The 20,774-nt window shown below is 53.6% G+C and carries 16 protein-coding genes and 1 riboswitch; of the genes, 2 read left to right on the top strand and 14 right to left on the bottom strand.

Annotation, left to right across the window (positions count from 1 at the left end):
* Positions 1–4: 4 nt before the first annotated feature.
* From C7W93_RS19435 to C7W93_RS19375, 13 genes are all read right to left on the bottom strand, one after another.
* The gene (locus tag C7W93_RS19435; RefSeq protein WP_108441884.1) at positions 5–799 is read right to left on the bottom strand and encodes a cobalamin biosynthesis protein; all 795 of its coding nucleotides are present in this window, start codon (positions 797–799) and stop codon (positions 5–7) included.
* Positions 792–1,601: a precorrin-4 C(11)-methyltransferase gene (gene cobM / locus C7W93_RS19430; RefSeq protein WP_108441883.1), complete on the bottom strand. Its 810-nt coding sequence runs from the start codon at positions 1,599–1,601 to the stop codon at positions 792–794. The genes C7W93_RS19435 and cobM overlap by 8 nt, the downstream gene beginning before the upstream one ends.
* 15 nt (positions 1,602–1,616) lie before the next feature.
* Positions 1,617–2,387 (bottom strand): precorrin-2 C(20)-methyltransferase, encoded by a 771-nt coding sequence (cobI, locus tag C7W93_RS19425; protein ID WP_108441882.1) that lies wholly within the window; start codon positions 2,385–2,387, stop codon positions 1,617–1,619.
* Entirely contained in the window at positions 2,384–3,577 is a 1,194-nt protein-coding gene (cbiD, locus tag C7W93_RS19420; protein ID WP_225869939.1) for a cobalt-precorrin-5B (C(1))-methyltransferase CbiD, read from the bottom strand. Before cbiD ends, cobI begins: the two co-directional genes overlap by 4 nt.
* Positions 3,540–5,129 (bottom strand): precorrin-8X methylmutase, encoded by a 1,590-nt coding sequence (locus C7W93_RS19415; RefSeq protein ID WP_108441880.1) that lies wholly within the window; start codon positions 5,127–5,129, stop codon positions 3,540–3,542. The genes cbiD and C7W93_RS19415 overlap by 38 nt, the downstream gene beginning before the upstream one ends.
* Positions 5,126–5,833, bottom strand: a complete 708-nt coding sequence (locus tag C7W93_RS19410; RefSeq protein WP_108441879.1) for a cobalt-precorrin-7 (C(5))-methyltransferase — start codon at positions 5,831–5,833, stop codon at positions 5,126–5,128. The genes C7W93_RS19415 and C7W93_RS19410 overlap by 4 nt, the downstream gene beginning before the upstream one ends.
* Positions 5,834–5,985: 152 nt before the next feature.
* Positions 5,986–7,959 carry a putative cobaltochelatase gene (locus C7W93_RS19405; protein WP_108442231.1) on the bottom strand — a complete coding sequence of 658 codons (1,974 nt, stop codon included), beginning with the start codon at positions 7,957–7,959 and terminating at the stop codon, positions 5,986–5,988.
* Positions 7,960–7,972: 13 nt separating this feature from the next.
* Positions 7,973–12,121, bottom strand: coding sequence for a cobaltochelatase subunit CobN (locus C7W93_RS19400; RefSeq protein WP_225869938.1), 4,149 nt, complete (start codon positions 12,119–12,121; stop codon positions 7,973–7,975).
* A complete protein-coding gene (locus C7W93_RS19395; RefSeq protein ID WP_108441877.1) occupies positions 12,114–12,452 on the bottom strand; it encodes a ferredoxin in 339 nt (112 codons plus the stop codon). Before C7W93_RS19395 ends, C7W93_RS19400 begins: the two co-directional genes overlap by 8 nt.
* A 173-nt stretch (positions 12,453–12,625) precedes the next feature.
* Positions 12,626–13,441 (bottom strand): CbtA family protein, encoded by an 816-nt coding sequence (locus C7W93_RS19390; RefSeq protein ID WP_108441876.1) that lies wholly within the window; start codon positions 13,439–13,441, stop codon positions 12,626–12,628.
* A gap of 13 nt (positions 13,442–13,454) precedes the next feature.
* Positions 13,455–13,652 carry a CbtB domain-containing protein gene (locus C7W93_RS19385; RefSeq protein ID WP_108441875.1) on the bottom strand — a complete coding sequence of 66 codons (198 nt, stop codon included), beginning with the start codon at positions 13,650–13,652 and terminating at the stop codon, positions 13,455–13,457.
* A gap of 216 nt (positions 13,653–13,868) precedes the next feature.
* Positions 13,869–14,091: riboswitch (cobalamin riboswitch) on the bottom strand.
* Between the two features lie 846 nt (positions 14,092–14,937).
* Complete coding sequence (locus C7W93_RS19380; protein WP_146177587.1) at positions 14,938–15,531, bottom strand: helix-turn-helix domain-containing protein; 594 nt, start codon at positions 15,529–15,531, stop codon at positions 14,938–14,940.
* 287 nt (positions 15,532–15,818) lie between these two features.
* Positions 15,819–16,118: a hypothetical protein gene (locus C7W93_RS19375; protein ID WP_108441873.1), complete on the bottom strand. Its 300-nt coding sequence runs from the start codon at positions 16,116–16,118 to the stop codon at positions 15,819–15,821.
* Positions 16,119–16,221: 103 nt separating this feature from the next.
* Between C7W93_RS19375 and C7W93_RS19370 the strand changes: the two genes are divergently transcribed.
* On the top strand, positions 16,222–16,410 hold the full coding sequence (locus C7W93_RS19370; protein WP_201747293.1) for an Arc family DNA-binding protein: 189 nt from the start codon (positions 16,222–16,224) through the stop codon (positions 16,408–16,410).
* A 212-nt stretch (positions 16,411–16,622) separates the two neighbouring features.
* On the opposite strand, the gene C7W93_RS19365 is transcribed toward C7W93_RS19370, so the two are convergent.
* Complete coding sequence (locus tag C7W93_RS19365; protein ID WP_108441872.1) at positions 16,623–18,686, bottom strand: bifunctional diguanylate cyclase/phosphodiesterase; 2,064 nt, start codon at positions 18,684–18,686, stop codon at positions 16,623–16,625.
* 662 nt (positions 18,687–19,348) lie between these two features.
* Here C7W93_RS19365 and C7W93_RS19360 point away from each other — a divergent pair.
* The gene (locus C7W93_RS19360) at positions 19,349–20,584 is read left to right on the top strand and encodes a Bcr/CflA family multidrug efflux MFS transporter (RefSeq protein WP_108441871.1); all 1,236 of its coding nucleotides are present in this window, start codon (positions 19,349–19,351) and stop codon (positions 20,582–20,584) included.
* The last annotated feature ends 190 nt before the right edge of the window (positions 20,585–20,774 follow it).

Below are 20,774 nucleotides of genomic sequence, written 5' to 3'. Positions count from 1 at the left end.
TTTTTTACTCCTGCTGATTCGGTACTTCGATTAATTGATCTTCTACTATCGCCACCGCAATGCCATTCAGTGCCGTTTTCGGCACGATCAACGCGCCACGCGGCGCGGCGATCAGCGCACACGGTTCGCACACGCCGTCCAAACCGACGTTCTGCTGCACCCACGCCGATGCTTGCGAGACCCATGCACGCGCAGCCACAGTGGCATGCGAAAACACCCGCAACGGCAAACCATGCTGCTGACAAAATGCCAGTAATCCCGGCTCATTCGCCTTCAGATCGACGGTCGCAATTTCTCTGACTTCCGCCAGACTGCGCTGCCCTAACGCGGCTACAACAGCGGCGCTTATTTGCTTAACAGAAACACCTTTACGACAACCGATGCCGACTACCAATGGCTTAATGGCTTCGGTCGCCGTCGTGATCACCGGCACCGCGCCGATCGCTGCGGCAACCCGATACGCCAGTTGGTTCGCGCCGCCTTCGTGCCCCGCCAGCAGCGAGATCGCAAAACGGCCGGCTTCGTCCACCACGACCAATGCCGGATCGACGTGCTTATCCTTTGGCAGGCCTTCTAAAAACCGCACGGCGATACCGGTCGCACCCAACAACAACCATTGCCGATGCTGCCGATAATATTGCGCAAACTGCGCCTTTTGGCTAACTTCAACGCCATCGACTTGCGTCAGCCATGGCCGATAGCAAACGCCACCCAGATGCTGTTGCAGCAGCCCAGCTAAAGGCTCGGCCTCTGCACGAACTAGCCAGATACCCAACGACGGTGCGGTTAAATTACTCACTGACCACCGTCTCTTCAAGGTCTTTTGCGGCTTTCTTTTTCGGTTTTTTGACGACGCGGAATAAATGCGTGAATTCCTTTGAGTACAAACTGGATTCAACCTGCTGCCCGTGATCCAGCGCCGCGCCGACCAGCATCATCGTGGTTAAATTCCAACTGCCACGCTTGGTCTCTGCCAGTACAGTTTTGAGTGTGCCTTCGTAGATTTTTTGCTCCGGCCACGTTGCACGGTAAACCAGCTTCACTGGCGTGTCGTCGGGATAATGCAACCGTAAATCAGTGACGATTTTCTTCAGATGCGGGCCGGACAAAAAAATACACATCGTTGCCCGATGCTCGGCCAGTTTGGCAATCGCCTCGGCTTCTGGCACCGCAGAAGCACGGCCCGATACACGCGTCAGAATCACCGTTTGCGACACTTCAGGCTTGGTCAACTCTGATTGCACCATGGCAGCGGCGGCAGTAAATGACGATACGCCGGGCACAATTTCATAGTCGATATTCAGGGTTTCCAGCCGCCGCATTTGCTCGGCCGTAGCACCATAAATCGCCGGATCGCCGGAATGCAAACGCGCCACGTCGCAATCGTTTTCTTGGGCACGTTGATAGCAGGCTTGCTGCTGTTCCAAATCCAGCGTAGCCGTGTCGATCAACTCTGCATCAGCGCGGCAATGCTGCAACATCGCGGTCGGGACCAGCGATCCTGCGTAAAGCACCATGCCCACTCTGCCCAACACATTTGCGCCGCGTAATGTAATCAAATCGGGGGCACCGGGACCGGCGCCAATGAAATAAACTTTCATATTTATCCAGCCTTTTTATCTATTTTCTCTGGGTGTTTTTCGGATGAGCAGCGTCGCCAAATAGCCCATCGCTTCGGTCGCCGACAGCGTCGTAACATCCGCCGCCAGCAACTCACCGGGAAGCCCGATCCGCCGTGCAAATGCACAATGTTCGGCAATCTCCATCTCGCGCAATAAGGCCAGCACCCACGGCAGGCGTGCACCGACTTTCATCAGCACGACAACATCGTGACTTTCAATCTCCGCGCGCAAGGTTTCGGCATCTTCGGGACACGGCAAAATCAACGTGCGTTCTTTACCTTCGCCCAATGGCCAACCCAGCGCCGAGGCAGCAGCAGCATAGCTAGTAATACCGGGAAACGTGCGATGCGGCAACTGCGGCAAACGCGTTAGCAAAGCCGCCAAAACATACCCATAGGTCGAGTAAGTCATGGTGTCGCCGATGGTCAGATAGGCGACGTTGCGTCCGGCCCTCAGCTCTAGCGTGATGGCGTCTGCCAACTGCGCGTAATGCGAACTCAGCACGCTGCGATCAGGGTCCATATTGAATTCGATTTCACGCAGACGCGGCGATCCCGGCGTCAGGCCCAAATCAATTCCTGCCAGACATTGCAGCGCGACGGAGGTTTCCGCACTGCGGGCGCGGGGGGCGTAAATCAGGTCTGCTTGCTGCAATACAGTCAGCGCAGCCAATGGCAAATAGCCAGCCGGGCCGGGGCCAACGCCGACGCCCCAAAATGTGCCAAGATTGCTCTCGCTGCCATCGCTTTTTAACTGTTCAGTCATGCGTGTTGTCCCAACGAATTTCCATGTAAATCAAACAGCCGTACTTCTACGCGCTCCACTGCTGGCACCCGCGCTTGAGCACAAGCGGCAATCCGCTGTTCGATATCGGTCCAAAGTGCCTTTGCATTGGCTGCGCTCGTTGCCATTTTTATGCTTTCCATTGCTGCTTCCACTGTATTGGCGTTCGCCAGTTCTTCCACTAAAATCGGGCTAAAACCACGTTCTGCCGCGATCCGCGCTACCACGCTCATCGCCATGTTGCTTTTGCTAGAATGGGTATCCCAGACGCCGTCTAATACCTTCGCCAATTTGCCGGGATGGCCCGCCAGCCATAACACCGGCAAACGTCGCCCGGCTTCTGACAATGCAGTCTGAGTAAAGTCCAGCGAATCGCCTAGAAAATTGGCAATTTGAACGGATCTTTTTTCCGGCAATCCCAGCACATCTCTGGCAAATTCACGGCCTATCTTGCCAGGTAAAAATGCCACACATTCCGCATCGCCAGCCAGCGCCACGCGTACATACACTTCGATCGAGGCAATCCAGGATGCCATCGACATCGGCTCGACAATCCCAGACGTACCCAAAATCGAAATTCCCCCGACGATCCCTAAACGCGGATTGAACGTTTTGCGAGCGATTTCAGCGCCGTTTTCGCAGCCTATCGTTAAATCAAATCCTGCCTGTGCAAGCCCCTGCAACTGCGCCGCTACAGCTTGCCGCATCATCTTGCGCGGTACTGGATTGATGGCTGGTTCACCGACTGCGACGCGCAAACCGGGCTGGGTTGCGGTGCCGACGCCAGTGCCAGCAAAAAATCGCACTTCGCCCGTTGCGTTGCGCTTTACTTCAGCAAAAATAGTCGCGCCGTGGGTGCTATCGGGGTCGTCACCACCATCTTTTAGCACCTCTGCGCGGACTGTATTCTTATCGATTCCCAGCCAGTCGACTTGCATGACCGGCACGACCAAATAATGCAAATCATCGGGCAATAACACGTCTACTTTTTGCACTTTTTCGCCATGCAGTAATAGGCGTAAAGCTGCCGTCACTGCCGCCGTTGCGCAACTGCCGGTTGTGCGTCCACGTCGCAGGCCGTTAGGAGCCAACACGCAGAGATCGAACTCGGCGCGTTCTGGCTCTGAGGGCACGTCAGGCAGCGACATACCCGGCAAGTTGATTCTGCGCATCGATCATCAGGCCATTGACGATGCTGGCGGCCCACGGCGATCCGCCACGCGTGCCGCTGTTGGTAATCCGGGGCACTTGCAAACAGCGTCGCAGATCATCTTTGCTTTCGCGTGTGCCGACAAAACCGACCGGCAAGCCGATCACCAATTGCGGTCGCCAGCCGTGATCGCGAATGAGCCGCGTGGCTTCCATGATCGCCGTGGGCGCATCGCCGATGGCTAACACAATGTCATTGCCGAATTTTTCAAACGCCCGGCGCATTCCGGCTGCCGAGCGCGTGATGCCGTGTGTGGCGGACATTAAATAGGTTTCACGGTCATGTACGCCGCACCATGTTTCGATGCCGAGTTGTTCTAGCAACGCGCGTTTCAGGCCGGTTTGCACCATGGTCACGTCGGTAACTATTTTCTTGCAGCGCAGCAAGGCGCGGATGCCGGTTTCTAATGCGCCCGGTGACAGAAAAATATCGTCGACCGCATTAAAATCACCGCTGGTGTGGACAAGACGTTGCAGCACGGTCAGATGCGCTGGGGGAAATGTTGACCAGTCGCGCCCGGCGGCGATGATACGGAAACTTTCGGCTTCTATCGGATGGGGGACGTAGGGTTGCATCGGTGCTGCTTCTGCCGTTGCTGCCTGCATCGCTTCTTTTTTCAGCAAGCCGCGTACTTGCAGATGATGGGCGCGTTGCGGTTCGCCGACTTGCTCTTCGAAGCCGACAATTTGGACGCGATATTTGCATAAGGTGCAGTTCATGTCGGCGCGCCCGGCGACGGCTTCACGGGCGCGTTCGATGATGACATCGGCGACGTGTTGATGCGCGCCGAAGTATCCGGCTTTGAGTATTTCCAGCCCGGATTCGCTTTGCTGTGCGTCATCGGCGGCGGCGTAAATACGTTTTACCAGTACGCCATCGAACAGAAAAAATGGCAATACGATCAGTCTTGCAAAGCCCAATTGCGCGGCGGCACGCAGCCCATCTGCGACTAGCGGTTTGGCTGTGCCGGAATAGCAGACGACGGCGCTGCCGAAGCCCATTCCCTCCTCCAACATGCGGGCAAGTTTGGCGACTTCGCCGTTGGCGTCGGGGTCGGTGGTGCCGCGGCCGACGAGCACCAGACAGGTATCGTCGCGGCGAATTGTTTGTGGTGAGGTCGCTTCGGCGGCGATGATGCGTTCTTGGGCCAGTTGTAATAATTGCGGATGTAAATTTAGCGGTGTGCCGAAGTGAAAATCGATCCCGGGATAGTCGCGAGCCATTGCGAGAACCTCTGCGGGCATATCATTTTTGGCGTGGCGGGCGGCTAATAATACGGCGGGAACGACGGCTATTTGCTTCACGCCGGTAGCGAGATTTGCGCTAACCGCTTCACTGATCGTGGGGCTGGAAAATTCGAGATAGCCGTGGGTGATCGGGTGGTGTGGTGCGCGGGTGCGGATTAGCGCGACTAGCGCTTCGAATTCCTTTACGGCGTCGGGGTCGCGACTGCCGTGTCCGGCAATGACTATGCCAAACTCTGGGATTGGGGTTGTTGGAGTGAGCGGAGTCATTGTGCGTTTGGTGCGGGTTCGATCTGGCTGTCCATTGGGGCGAGTGTGCGGATTAGCATAATGCTCATGTCGCTGAAGGTTTTGTGCGCGCAATCGGCTAGGGTGCCGTGCCATTCGGCTTCGGCGCGAGTGAGGTTTTCCCAGACTTCGGTGGGGTGATTGGGGTTGACGCCTTGTTCTAGCAGATAGGTTGCGATGTGGGGGGGCATGAAGGAGCGTGCCGCATCCCATGGGCAGGGGATTACTATGGCGTTGCGGGCGTCGTTTAGTACGTTGACGAGGTGGCGTTTGAAGGGCGTCAGGTCGCCTCTGCGGTGGAAGGTGATGAAGGTGGTTTCGTCGAAGCAGACCTTGGCGCGTGAGGCTAATATTTGGGCGGACGATATGCCGGGTAACGTTTCTACCGGGTGACCGCAGGCGCGTTCTACGCGTTCCAGATATTGGAATCCGCTGAAGTGGATGTCGCCCATGAAGACGACGACGCAGCGCTTGCCGGCGTGGTGGGCTGCGGCTACGTGGTCTAGTTGGGCTACCTGATCGCGGTAGTTCATGAGAACTACTTCTGCGGTTGTTGGGATGATGGATTGGACGACGTTGACTACTGCGTCGAAGCCGGCGACTAGGTCGGCGTCGCGGATTAGTTCTGCGCCGCGTTGGGTTAGGTAGCCAATATCGCCGGGTCCGGCGCCGATACAGATAATCATAAAGTTGCTTTCAATTTGGTGTTTCGTTGTGTTCAGTTGCGTTTAGTTTGGTGGTAATTGAAACAGGATTTTCTCTGTAGAGGCTTTGTCGAGGGTAGCCCGGCGAACTAACCATGGAGAGCCAAGCGTTTCAATTACCAAAACCCATTCAATCACCGTAATCGAGCCCGAATAACTACCTCCAACCCCTCCCCACTAAGCTCCTCCAAACTCAAACATTCCGCCCCCAAAACCTCAGCCAGCAACCCAGCCCGCCCTAGCCTCAAATACCCATCCTCGGTATCCAATACAAGGGCCGGCGTCCCGGCCAAAACCCCTGCTATATCCAACGTCTCCCGCCAGGCATCCCCACCAGCAGCCAACGCAACATTAGCCTTGCCATCACTAAGAATCACCATCAAAGGCACCGACCCCGCCCCCTGTTGCGCGTGCCGCTGCAAAACCTCCCACGCCAATTGCAACGCATGCGGCAAAGGCGTCCGCCCACCAGTCGGCAATTCCCGCAAACTCTGCTCAGCCAAATCCACCCCCCGGGTAGGGGCCAACATCAACTCTGCCGACTCACCGCGAAACGCAATCACCGCCACTTCATCGCGTCGCTGATAGGCGTCTGTCAATAAAGACAACACTGCCCCCTTAACCGCTTCCATCCGCCGCTGCGCAGCCATCGACCCCGATGCATCGACAACAAATAAAATTAAATTCGCCGTCTTCCCCACCCGAATTTGTGCGTGTAAATCTGCGTTGGTAACTTGAAAATTACCTGGGTCGCGTATCGCAGCGCTGCGTAACGTCGCACCAATCGCCAGACTAGCCGGACGTGGATCTGGCACACTGCGGACCATCCTTCCACGCGCCGCGTCTTTTGCATCGCTACGGCGGCCAGCCACCATATTAGCCCCGTGAGCATTGATGTTTGCCACCGAAATATGCCGTGCATTCGCCGCCGCGGCAATCGAAAATACCTGATGCTGATCGTTGGCGTTGTTTGCGCTTTCAGATGCATTCTCAGAGGCGTTTTCTGATGCATCAGCATTGTTTTCCGAAGCTTCTTCCGATGTTTCACTATCGGAAGAATTCTCTGCCGGTGTAGACGGCGGTGGCGAAGCCGCCTGCTCCATCAACGCATCCAACTTATCCTGATCTACACCCGGCTGCTCAAACGGCTTGCGACGACGTCGATGCGGTAATACCAATTGCGCGGCGCACTTTACGTCGGCAGGCGTGACGCTAGCACGTCCGTCTAACGCCGCCAATGCGCGCGCAGCCTTGTGCATCACGATATCCGCACGCAAACTGGCGACTTCAAATTCGCAACATAAATGGCTGATCAAATCCAGCAAAGCATCATCCAGCGCCACCGTCGGCAACAGCGATTGCGCCGCACTTAATTGCGCACGCAAAGCCGTTTGCTGCACTTGCCATAGCGTCGCATAGGCGCTTGGGTCGGCTTCAAATTTTATCCGTCTCCGAACCACTTCTGCGCGCACAGTTTTGTCACGCGGCGCGGTGACTTCTACCATTAAACCAAAACGATCCAGTAATTGCGGGCGCAAATCGCCTTCTTCCAAATTCATCGTGCCGATCAGCGTCAAGCGTGCCGGATGCGCGACCGATAAGCCTTCGCGCTGAACTGAATTGACGCCCATCGCGGCGACATCCAGCAAACTATCCACCAGATGATCGGCTAACAGATTGACTTCATCGATATACAAAATACCGCGATGCGCAGAAGCTAGTAAGCCGGGTTGAAACGTCCGCGCTTCGCCCTTTAATGCACGTTGCAAATCCAGCGTGCCGAGCACTCGATCCTCTGTCGCGCCCAGCGGTAACGTCACAAAAGGCACGCTGGCCGCAATCACGGTCCGCGCAGGATCGGCGCAGGCATCGCATAACCCGCAAGGCTGATCGGGACGGCAATTGAAGGCGCATCCTGCGATCCGCTGAATGGTCGGCAAAATCGCTGGCAAGGCGCGTGCGGCGGTACTTTTGGCGGTGCCTTTGTCACCGCGAATTAACACGCCGCCGAGGGTCGGATCTATCGCGCACAACAGCAATGCGGTCTTCAATTGCGGCTGATCGACAATGGCTGAAAAAGGGAAATTTGGGATAACCGTTTGCGACATTTGATGATCCATATTAAGCGGCACGCGGCGTTTCGCCACGGGCTTCCAGCAGAGTTTCGCTATGCAAAAATAGCGCGCGCAAGGCTTCTAGCGTTTCCGGTTTCGGTGCGGTCCACATGCCGCGGCTGGCGGCTTCCAGCAGGCGTTCTGCGATGGCATTTTGCGCCCACGGATTAGCTTCTTGCAAAAATTGCTGCATGGTCTGATCGAAGGCGTACGTACTGGCGACTTGCTCATACATCCAGTCATCCATGACCTGCGCTGTGGCATCGTAACCGAACAGATAATCGACCGTAGCGGTCAATTCCAGACCGCCTTTATAGCCATGTTTTTGGATGCTGGCCAGCCATTTTGGATTGACCACGCGTGAACGGAATACACGTAGCGTTTCTTCTTTTAAATCGCGGACTTGCGCCCGTGCCGGATCGTGGCTATCACCAAAATAATGCTTGGGCTGCGTGCCGGTCAACGCGCGGATGGTGGCGATCATGCCACCATGAAATTGCAGGTAATCGTCGCTGTCGAAAATGTCGTGTTCACGGTTGTCTTGATTGTGCAAGGCGACTTGTACGCCAGATAAACGCACCCGAAATGCAGCGCGTTCATCGATCCCTTGCACGTCGCGGCCATAGGCATAGCCGCCCCAATTGACGTAGGCTTCGGCGAAATCGGCATCTGCTTGCCAGTTTTTTTCTTGAATCAGCGGCAAAATGCCTGCGCCATAACTACCGGGCTTGGCCCCAAAAATGCGATAGGCGGCGCGGCGTTTGGCTTCTGCATTTTCCATGCCTTTGCCTAGCCAATCGTCTAACTCGCTTAGGTAATGTTTGCGGACAAAATTTTGATCTGGCGGCTCATCCAATATCAATACCGCGTTGACGGCATCGTCTATCAATTCAATCAATTGCGGAAATGCATCACGGAAAAAACCGCTGATACGGGTCGTGACGTCGATACGCGGACGTTTGAGTTCCGCTAGGGGGATCACTTCAACGCCGATTAACTGGCGGTTTTCTGGTCGCCATACCGGGCGCACACCTAGCAGCGCCAGAATCTGCGCCACATCGTCGCCATGGGTGCGCATGGCGGCGGTGCCCCAAATACTGATCGCGACGCTTTCGGGATAGACGCCGGTTTCGCGCAGGTGTCTGGTCAATACTTCGTTGGCAAGTTGCTGCCCGACGCGCCATGCCGATTGCGATGGCACGCTGCGCGGATCGACCGAATAAAAATTGCGTCCGGTCGGCAGTATGTGCGCCATGCCACGAGTTGGTGAGCCGCTTGGACCGGCGGGAATATAACCGCCGTCAAGACCGTTCAGCAGATTATCGATTTCATCCGTGGCGCGGGCCAGATTCGGGACTAAATTGGTGCAGGCGAAATCGAGTATCCGACGTAAAGTGGTGAAGCGCTCCGTTGAGGAGGAGGATGGCAATTTCGTTACTGCAACCACCGCTGCAACCGGTTTTATTGCGCTGCTTTTTACGTTGAATTTTTTGACTTGCGATAACACGCTTAGAGGGCGTGCTGTGGTCATTAGCGTGGGCTGTAGCAACGGCTGATTGACGGCAACGCCGCTGCCAATGTCACCAAATAATTCTGCTATTACCGCATCAATCGCAGCAGTCGCAAAACTTTTTTCTTGTAGCGCCGCAAACAATTGTCGACACAGAACATCGATCGCATCCAGCGCATCGGCGCGGGTAACAATCGCGCATTGCGCCAGACGTGCCAATGCGGGGTCGGCATTCAGGCGGCGGCCTTTGTTATCCAGCAGCATGTCCATGTTGAGGCCAAACAGTTTCGCGACTTCTTCTTGCAAACCAGGTATTTCCTGATTCGGAAGACGCACCAGCGAGACCAGCATATCTACCAATTGATGATCGGCAGGACGTTGGCCCAGAATGTGCAAGCCGTCGCGGATTTGCGCTGCGCCGAGTTCGCACAGATAACCATCTAAATCCTCAATCAGATGCGCGACACCAGCACCATCCAGCGTGCTGAGCGCGGCGGGCAAACCTTCTTCGTGGGTGTGGTCGTGGTGGTCATGGTCATGGTCATGGTCGTGATGATTGTGCGCCGCGTGGCCATGCTGGTGACCGTGCTCATGATCATGGTCGTGATCATGGTCGTGATCGTGATGCAGTAATCGGGCCTGCAAATCCGTATCGAGATTGGTCTGTTTTACTAGTTCCCAGATTTGCTGTTGCAGCAACGGCAGCTTGCTGGGGTCCAGCACTTCAACTTGATAATATTCATCGACTAATTGCGTCAATTGCGCCAACGCGCCATAGGTATCGGCGGTGGTCATCGGCGGCGTCAGATGATCGACAACTACCGCATGCGCGCGGCGTTTGGCTTGTGCGCCCTCGCCCGGATCGTTAATGATGAATGGATAAAACAGAGGCATATCCGCCAGCAGCGCATCGGGGAAGCAGTTTTCAGACAGGCCGACGCCTTTGCCGGGCAACCATTCCAGCGTGCCGTGCTTGCCGACGTGAACGATGGCGTCGGCTTGCCAGCTATCACGCAGCCAGCGATACAGCGCGTAATAGTGATGCGTTGGCGGCAGATCGGGTTGATGATAAATCGCGTCCGGGTCCATGCCATAGCCACGCGGCGGTTGCAGGGCGACAAAGGTATTGCCCAACTCTATCCCTGCTAGCGTAATGTGATCGTTGTGAACATACGCCGCACCGGGCGCAGCGCCCCATTGGGCAACCATGCTGGCTTGCATCGGCGGCGGCAACTCTGCCAGCCATTCTGCATATTGCGCAGCGGGTACGCGACCGACCGCGTTGCGTAACTGTTCTACAGTGAGATAAGTATTGTCATAGGCGCAGCGGTCGATCAGGTCATGAATCAGTGCGGTGCCGGTGGCGGGCAAGTCGCCGGTTTTGTAGCCTCTGGCTTGCATCGCTTGCAGAATCGTCATCAACGATTCCGGTGCATCCAGACCGACCGCATTGCCGATTTGTGCGGCTTTACTGTTGGCATTGGTAAAGATAAACGCCACGCGTTTTTTGGCGTTTGGGGTATGTTTCAGACGGGCAAAACGTTGCGCCAATCCGGCGACGCGGGCCACCCGATCCGCGACCGGGGCGTATTCCATCATCCCGGCGGTAGCGTTGGCGGCTTTGGTTTTGAACGAGACTGGCACCGTGATGATGCGACCGTCGAACTCTGGCAATACCACGTCCATGGCCGCGTCCAGCGGGTTCATGCCGCGTGCTGATTGCTGCCATTGATCTTGCGTCATGCCGCTAGTGATGGCTTGCAAGACCGGCACATTTAATTGTTCCAGTACGGACACCGACCAGCCAGCGGGCGTTGGGCCGCCGGGCGTGATTTCACCCATGGCGAAGGCGGTGGTATTGATCATGACGTCGATCACGACGTTATTGTTATCCGTAAAATAGCGCAGCGCTGTTGGCAGCGTATTGTTGGCGTCAGCCCCTGCTCGCAGGGACGCAGTGAAGACCGGCAAAACATTCATGCCGCGCTGCTCTAACGCGTCGATCACTGCGTCTATAAAACGGGTATTGCCGCTCATCCAATGGGCACGATAAAAGACGATGCCGACGCCAGGACGTGCGGCTTTGTTCTGCGCGGCATGCTCTGCCAGCCAATCGGCGGTGGTTGCGCCTTGCGCCAGATCGGGATGATAAATGCCGTGCTGCGGTAATGGTTGCGCGGGCAAATAGCCAAATCCGGTCAGCATTAAATGATCGGATAAATAACGCAGCAATTGCGCCAGATTGACGCTGCCGCCTGCATGAAAATAGGCCAAGACTTGCTCGGCTACGGCGGAGGATACCGTCGATACTGCGGCCAGTTCCGGGTCCGGTTCGCCGGTGCCGCTGATGGCGATCAACGAGATGCCCTGCTCACGCGCATGGCGCAGCAGTTCGCTAAAGCCCGGTACGTTACCTAATCGCCCCAACACACGCAGAATAATGATGCGGGTGGTTGCCAGATCGCCGCTTAGTAATGCCGCAATCTGACGGTCGTTTTCCAGCGTTTGCAGATTGATGCCGGTGACCGCTGCAAAATCCTCCGGCAATTGACTGATCGCGTTGTGCAGCACGGTCAGATCATTGGCGGTATGGGTCAACAGTGCTATTGCCGATTGTTGCGTTTTCTTTGTGTGCTGATCAGACATTGGTTTCTTCCTCTGGGGCGACATCGCCGCTGCCCAGCCGGTGGAAAACCAAATCCGTAACTTCACGCCCATGTTCCAGATGTTCGGTGACGATGCGTTCGATCGCATCCGCATCTTCGCAGCGATACCAAATGCCCTCGGGATACACCAGCGCCAGCGGACCTTGATTTTTGCAGGCGACCATGCAATGCGTGCGCGTACGCTTGACACGCAATTCTGGGCGCGCATCGATGGCCGCGCCAAGAATCCCGAACATGGCTTCGGCACGCACGCCGTCTTCGGTACAACGGGGGCCGGTGCACATGAAAATGTGTCGGTTATGGGTTCTCATAGGCTTTTTTCTTCGCGGCGGGCGCTTGCTGCTGCGATATTTCAGTGATGCTAAACATTAGTAGCGATAAAGCGGAATGATGCAAAAACGGACATAACCGCCAAGAATAAGGCGAGCACGGTGGATACTTACGTCACCGGCTCGCCTGACTTTGGCGTATTGCAATAGCGGTTCTAGCGATTAGCCGAGGCTAATTTTTTAGTCAGATAGCCGAACGCGCCGCCCAACGCCAGCCAAAAGATGCCGTTGGCAATCGTTGTGGCCACAATAAATGCCCGCGCCAACTCCGCCGGAGCCGCACCGCCATGCATCTGCGGTTCGGGCGCGCCGATGATATGGGGTAACACCAGTAGCAAAACGGCAAGCACTTTTAATCCCCAATGACGACCAAATACCAGCAGCGCCAGCGCCGTAGCGGTGCACGTCGCGGTGCTGATCCACCAGATTTGGCGATCCAGCAACGGTGCGGCTTGTGTACCGGGGACTTCCGGCGCAAGGCCGAGCGCAGGTGCTACAAAGAAGACGACATAGCCAGCAAGGCCCCACAATAAGCCCTCACGCCAGCCGCTGACGCCACCACGTAGCAAGATCGCTGCACCCAGCAACAAGCCGAAACCGACTGCCATCGTCACGTTTGCCATGACGGTGTAAAAGGTGCGTTCTGCACCGTTGGCGGGTTCCCACTCCGGTGCGTCGTGGTGATGTTCTTCGGCGGGCATTGCGTGGGCGTGCCCGGCCATTTCTGGCATGGCGGCGCTGGTGGACATCGCTGACATTGCTCTGGTGGCCGGTTTCGCTAAGGCAGCTTGCGCGGCAGCTTCTTCGTAGACTTCGGCTTGGGCGATGATCTGTGTTACTTGTATTTTTTGTACGACAGTGAGTACTAACCCAGCGAATAAACCCGCCAACAACACCGCTGACAAAAACCGCTTAAAACCTAGTTTTGGCAGCCATAGATTGCCTATGGAAATAGCGTTTATATCACTCATATCGCGCTATCGCTTAATGACAAGGAAAGCCAGCCGAATGACGGCCATCATGCGCAGCGTTGTGCAGCGTCATATTGTGCGAAAAACCCATTGCATAGACCAGAATCAGACCGACGACGGCGCTGCAAACGGCGGGAAGAACGCGGTCTTTCCAAGTGGCGGGGGCAGCGACTGCAGCGTGATCGAGCAGACCGGTGGAGGAGGCAGACATGATTTCCTTTGATTAAACTTTAACAACAATATGACTGGTATCGCAGAACGCGAGAATGCAGCGCGAACAGCGGCCAGCAACGTATAAAGGCGGCAAATCGCAGTGTGTTCGGCGGCAAAAAAGGGAGGAGAAATAAAGACGGGTGTGCGGCAAGGGGCCGATAGTCATTACAGCGGGCGCACCTGGGGCAATCCATCTGAATCGCCCGCCGCGACACAAACTGCAAAAACTTCAGGCCGGTATCCGGGCTTACGCGTTGAAATCTGTGAAAGATTTCCAAAGTTAGCGCCTTCCCATGCATTGCACAGTGACGTACTGCAAACTTTTTACGCGTTTACCGTTGCGGGGGCAGCGTCGGAATACTGTTAAAACATGCACCGACTTCCCGTTTAATTTTACGCACGACTGTGCGCAAAACACCTAAAGCTAATATTACTGGCGGAGTATAGTTTGCGGCATATTAAGTTGCAAGCCGAAGCGTGATTGCGTTGGTAGTTTTCTGCAGAATTACGTTTGACGAGACAGCAAAAAATGGCGCATTTCAGGGGTGCGCCAGGGAGTGGGACGCATCGAAATTCCGCACAATTGTCAACCAAACCGCGTCGACAAATAAGGCGTCTTTATCAGACTTACCCTCCACTAATCAACTATCCTACAAATCCAAAACTGCGGTGTTGAGGCATGGCCTTGCAATAACGCCTGCGCGACGGATGCATCTTGTGCCAGCTTATTGTCAAATTCCCCTGGCGAAAGTGAGAAACTCATGACCTTCTCTGCAACACCTATTTCTTGGAGGGCCGCGCAACTGTAATTTACATAATTCCCGGGTGCCGCAAAAACAAAAGCGGATAAGCATAAACATAACGCTAAGCATATTTTTTCATTTGGGTCTCTGATTCATTACAGTGAATGAATACACAATTAAACCTCATTTGTTTAAATATATCGGGAAAATGGCATATTCTTAAATCGTTAAAAATTTTATGATACGAAATAGTAATATTTGATTATATGAAGTCCTTGAATTATTTCAATACTGAAATAAATTTAAATTTGTGTTTAAAAATTGATAGCCGTATATAAGTAATCTCCTTATATCGGTCATAAACTTTTATAAGTATTCGTCCGATCTAAGTAATATCCCAGTATTGGAAATAGTCTGGCATAAGTATTATTCCTATATTGGCCGCTTCAAACGTAAAAACCGGACGAAAAAAACCGCCAAAAGCTTCCTTAATTAAAGGGCATGGCGGTTAATGGAACCAAAAAAACAGTAAAGATTACGTTATAAAGTGGCCATCGCGGCCTTTATAAAATCGTTAAATCGGGCATTATCGACGTTTCTATCTTCCGAAAATCGGGCATATAAAATCAGGATCAAACTGGCTTTCTTATCGGGCTTCAAAGTCAAATGCTGGTCTTCAAGAAATGCCTCCATGCCAGCCAGAACTTGCCTTAATTGCGGCCAGTCGATCACAGAATAAGGTGCAAGATTCGGACTATTTTTTATGCTCGGAACAGACACTGTATTAGCTGCGTAAATCCCGCTTGTGCCCTCCTGATTTGCCTTGGGATGCGCATGCATATTTTCATGCACGCTGCGATAATTTTGCTGAGTGCCTAAAGCTAAACGTTCTGATGAATGGCTGCCGTCCGAAACGATGATGGTACGTAGCGCGATTTCCTTTCCTCCGATGACAATGTAGAGAATGTCGATACCCTCATCGGCAATTGCAGCCAGGTATTTAGCATGAGGATAGGTCTTACCCTGTTCATAACTAAATTGCGTTTTCTTTACAACGCCGCCAAGCTTTCCCAATTTCGTCTGGCTCATTTTCAGCCGTTCGCGTTCATCCTTAAGTCTTTCACCTATACTCATAAATTACCCAATTTAATCGCCCAAACATTGTTGACAGAGTAAATATTTCTACCCATACTTATTACCGTCAGTTCACATGCAGGCGTTGTTAAAAACAACGATACACACACATACCAGGAACAAAGCAACTTGCAATGTTCATGGCCGTTTACACTGAAAAGTCAGCGAAAAAATTTACTGTAGAAATTTGTCGTGCACCGCGTGTGAATAGAAAAGGCACAGCTGCGCGCATGCAGTATTAGCTAGACGTAATCGCCTTTTTTACCATCTTGGTATGGTTATGAAAGTCATGGATGCGGTTTTACATCCACTGCCTTTAAAGTATCTTCTATCTCTGGATTGCCGATGCGTATACAGATCCGTTCAGGTCCGTACCGCTCGATCAATTCTTGAATCAATTCTCCGACAGGAAAATCATCAGGGTTACTTAACCTGGTGGGGCGCGCGTCCTCATAGGTTTGCGTCAACCGCGCAATGATTTCTGCATTTTGTGAATGAGTCGCAAGGACGGCCGACGTTTGAAGCTTCGCATGAAGCGCGTTGGGGATTCTCAGCGTAATTCTTTTGAAGGGTTCTTCTTCTTCCATTGGCTGATTACACCACACCGGTGTCCAAAAGTATTGACACTATTTTAGTGTCAATTATAGTTCACACAGACATTAATCTAGTGTCTAAATAAGGGAGTTAATTTTGGAACATAGTAAAAAAACCACCTCGATTCAAGTACGTATGCCTGACGATTTGAAGGCATGGCTGAAGAACAAAGCGAGTCAAAATTTTCGCAGTCTGAATGGTGAAATTGTGGCGCGTCTTGAAGGCGGAAAAGACCCGCTTGTGATTGAGGTTACGCCGAAATCAGATGACTCTGACACTGAGTAAACCGCGTACAGCTTCAAGATAATTTAATGTCGTATCCCGCGCGCCCACGATGTGGAAAATCCGAAGATTTAGCGCAAAAATAAACCTCACAAACGCATACCATTCGTCAGAAGAATTATCTTGTACGAGCGGCGAAAATGCGTCCAAAAAATAGCTATCGCGCGCGCGACTAGCCTTAAAACTTAGGGGATTTACTTATATCTGAGTGGCCGCTAGGCGCGCAACATGTCCGTCATCACGTCGGCGGGGACCGGTTCGCTAAACAAAAAACCCTGATACTGATCGCATCCAATTTGCCGCAAAAACCGCAACTGTTCAACCTTGGCGACGCCTTCCGCGACGACCGTCAACTGTAAACTATGCGCTAACGTCACGATGGCGCGCACGATGGCACGGTCTTCCTGATTGGTTTCCAGCGACTGCACAAAAGAACGATCTATCTTAATTTCGCTTAACGGAAAACGACGCAAATAACTTAAGCTGGAATAGCCGGTGCCAAAATCATCAATCGAGACCCGCACGCCGCGTCGCGTCAATTCGCGCAATATATCAATCGCGTTTTCTGGATTCCCCATCAGCGATCCTTCTGTCAATTCGAGTATCAGCCCCGCTGCCGGAATGCCGTGCCGGACTAGCATTGCCTGCGTGCTCTCGACCAGATCGCGTTGTAAAAACTGATGCGCAGAAAGATTGACCGAGATTGATAGCGGAATTAAGCCTTGGGTTAGTCCCAACTCCTGCCATTGCCGACTTTGCTGACACGCCGCTTCCATGACCCAATCGCCCAGCGCCACGATCAGGCCGCTTTCTTCTGCCAGAGGGATAAATCTGGATGGCGAGACCAAGCCATATTCGGGATGCTGCCAGCGCAGCAGCGCCTCTACGCCGACAATTTTCCCCGATGCGATATCGACCTTGGGTTGATAAAACATGCGGAATTCATTTTTTAACAAGGCCGGACGCAGACCGCTTTCCAAATCCACCCGATCACGATTACGTGCGTGCATTTCGGAGGTGAAAAAATGGTAGTTATTCCGTCCATGCTGCTTGACGTAAGACATCGCTATATCGGCACTGGCCAGCAATGCTTCGGCCGTATCGCCATCATTGGGATATACGCTGATACCAATCGAGACCGTGACGTGCACTTCGTGCGACGGCACATGCAGGGGGCGCCCCAACAATTCAATAAGGTTGGCAGCGATGCGCCCGGCGTCGGCAGTTTGCGCAACGTCTGACAAAACGACAAAATCATCTCCGCTGAGACGCGCCAACATATCGCGCGGTCGCAGCGTTTGCCGGATGCGCAATACAAACGCATTCAGCACCTGATCGCCAGCGGTGCGTCCGAGGGCCTCGTTGACGGTCTTCAGGCGATCGATGTTGATGTGCAGAATCGCAAATCGCGTCGCCCCAGCATCGGCTTCGGCCATCGATTCGGCAATTTTTTCATTGAGCAATGAACGATTCGGCAAACTGGTCAAGGCATCGTGCGTGCCCAGATAGGCGAGTTTGGAATGGACCGATTTAAGCGATGCTCGGAGCGCGTCTGCATGACGGCGACTGCGGATATCGATAAACGACAGCAGCATGACAAACGCCAGTATCACCAATATAAAACCAGCGACCGAATACACCAGCCAGTTATGGTCCAGGCCATTATTAAAAGCGCCCAGAGATGGCGTCGAAAATCGTGCTGCAGCCATCCAGGTGGTCTGCATCCCCATGATTGCCAGCGCCATCATGATCGCTGCTGCAAGACCAGTCAGATTGGTATGCCACGCATCGCCGCCACGCAACCGAAACGCCAGCGACAAGACAACAATCGCCCCCACGATCGCCACTGCAACCGCTACAGTGAATAGCGCCGAATCGTAACTTAACCTTGGCGCACCTTCGATGGCGGCCACCCCCAAAAAATACATTTCAGCAATGCCGAGGCCGATAATAACGCCACAAAATACCAGGCGATGGCGGCCCAGTCGAGTGCCCTTGATCAAAAATAATGCGAAGCCCGAAGTAATGATTGCCACGCACCATGACAGGAATATTTTTTCAATCCCGACGGTCACTGGGATGGGCAAATAAAATCCTAGCATGCCGATAACCTGCATGGCCCACATGCCGGTTCCCATTGCGATACCGCCGCCAATTATCCAGGCAAGATTGGGGCGCCCGCGACTGACGCGCCCCACCAACATCAACGCAACATACGAAGCAGCCACTGCAACAGCGAAGGACAAAAGTGACAGGGCAGGAATAACGATGCCGTTCATTGGAATGGTTTATCTGAGGTGAGTAAAGGGACTGACGCAAAAATTGTTTCTGCATAGATTTGCCCATCCTGCCGCCAGAGTGTGAACGAATGGTTAAGACCGTCGAAGCGGATGGCATGACAACACCGAGGCGATTTTGCGGAAATCCACAACATTCAACGAACGACGCTAGCGCAACACAACGTCTTGATAATAATAGGAATTATTCTATTATTGTTAACTTTTCTGCACCACTTGTCATCTCTATTTTTAGTCCACTTGCCCTATGCCAATTGCATGATTGCTGACGCGCATGTTTTCAATTGTGTGCCACGCGGCCAGGCCGTTACAACATTTCCCTGTCGGCAAAAAATCAGCGAATACGATAAAATGTCGCGTCACGCGTGTGGCAATAAAGGACAACAGATGTCACAAGATTGCCGCCCGTCGTGGTCTGGAATACTGCGCTGGACGCAAGGCAATCTTGTTCAATCCGCGCCAACCCCGATGCAGCGAAGCCTCCGTATTTTCTCGGCAACGTCCGCTACCGTCGGCCACCTTTATCGCGAGTTCGCATTAATACACGCACTAATACACGCATCAATACAATCATTGGACACGGCCATCAATCAAAGATACGCCGCAACCAGAAACACATTCTTCGCACACTTTAAAAGCATTTAATGACAAACAACGATGTCACCGCAGCACCAGAAAGACTGTTACCGGGCTGGCTTATTTTACTTGGCGCACTGACTGCAATCGGCTCTCTTTCGATTGACATGTACCTGCCAAGTTTCCCGACTATTGCAAAAGATTTCGGCGTCGGTAGTAATCTGGTGCAACTCACGCTAGCCAGTTTTTTAGTGGGACTCGCGGTTGGTCAGATGTTCTATGGTCCGCTAAGCGATCATTTTGGCCGTAAGCCGCCGTTGTACTTTGGATTAGGTTTATATACGCTGGCCTCGATTGCCTGCCTGTTTGCGCCTGACGTAACGACGTTGATCTTTGCGCGTTTCATGCAAGGCCTGGGCGGTTGCGCCGGGATGGTCGTCGGGCGTGCGGTGATCCGGGATCGAATGGGCGCAGCAGGCTCGGCCAAAGCATTTTCGTTGTTGATGCTGGTGATGGGAATCGCGCCGATTCTGGCACCGTTGATAGGCGGCGGCGTGCTGGCGCTGTGGGGCTGGCGGGTTATTTTCGGTGGCCTTGCCGTGTTCGGATTGGTGTGTCTGATCGCCATCCATACAACCATGAAAGAAACGCTGGACCGCCAACATACTGCGCCCCTGCATTTGGGACGGGTACTAAAACAATACGGCGGCTTAATGCTAGATCGCCAGTTTGTGGCTTATACGTTGTGCGGCGGTCTGTTGCAGGCCGGGATGTTTGCCTATATTACCGGCTCGCCCTTTGTCCTCATTGAGTTGCACGGCATCAAGCCGGAAAATTTCGGCTGGGTATTCGGCACGAACGCTTTTGGTCTGATTGCTGCCTCGCAAATCAACGCACGCCTGGTTGGAAAGCTATCGCCTGACGCCATTCTTGGCCGTGCACTCTGGCTGCCAGCAGGCTTGATGCTCGGCATCACGTTGTTAGTCGCAGCAGGCGTGAATAGCCTGCCATTACTGTTAGTCGGCTTCTTTGGATTTCTCGCCTGTTACGGATTTATCAGCCCGAACGCGTCTGCGATTGCCTTGTCGCAACAAGGCCGTCAGGCCGGCACTGCATCGGCGTTGATGGGAACGTTGCAGTTTTCGCTGGGCATTCTTGCCGGCGTCAGCATGAGTCTGTGGCACGACGGCACCGCGCTGCCATTGATGACGGTCATGACTTTGTGCGGCGTCGGCGCTTTAGTGTTGCATCGCTATATTGCGCGTCCGGAGCATCATCGTTTGATGGCGGCAGAGCAGCTATAAGCCATCCGAAAAACCCGGCATTGCTACGATAATCCGTATCAGGCTTTGGCAGTAAAAATACTCTGTGGAGAAATGGCGTCAGACTGTGCATCCAGACCGCAACCGGATGCACAGTTCTCATCAATTCTTTGCGCAATTTATACCCTCCGCCCTTCACCAATCAAGCGCCTGAAAAACACGTCCGGCTTTA

The sequence above is a fragment of the Glaciimonas sp. PCH181 genome, assembly GCF_003056055.1.
GTDB lineage: Bacteria > Pseudomonadota > Gammaproteobacteria > Burkholderiales > Burkholderiaceae_D > Glaciimonas.
This window is presented reverse-complemented; position numbering and strand designations above follow the sequence as displayed.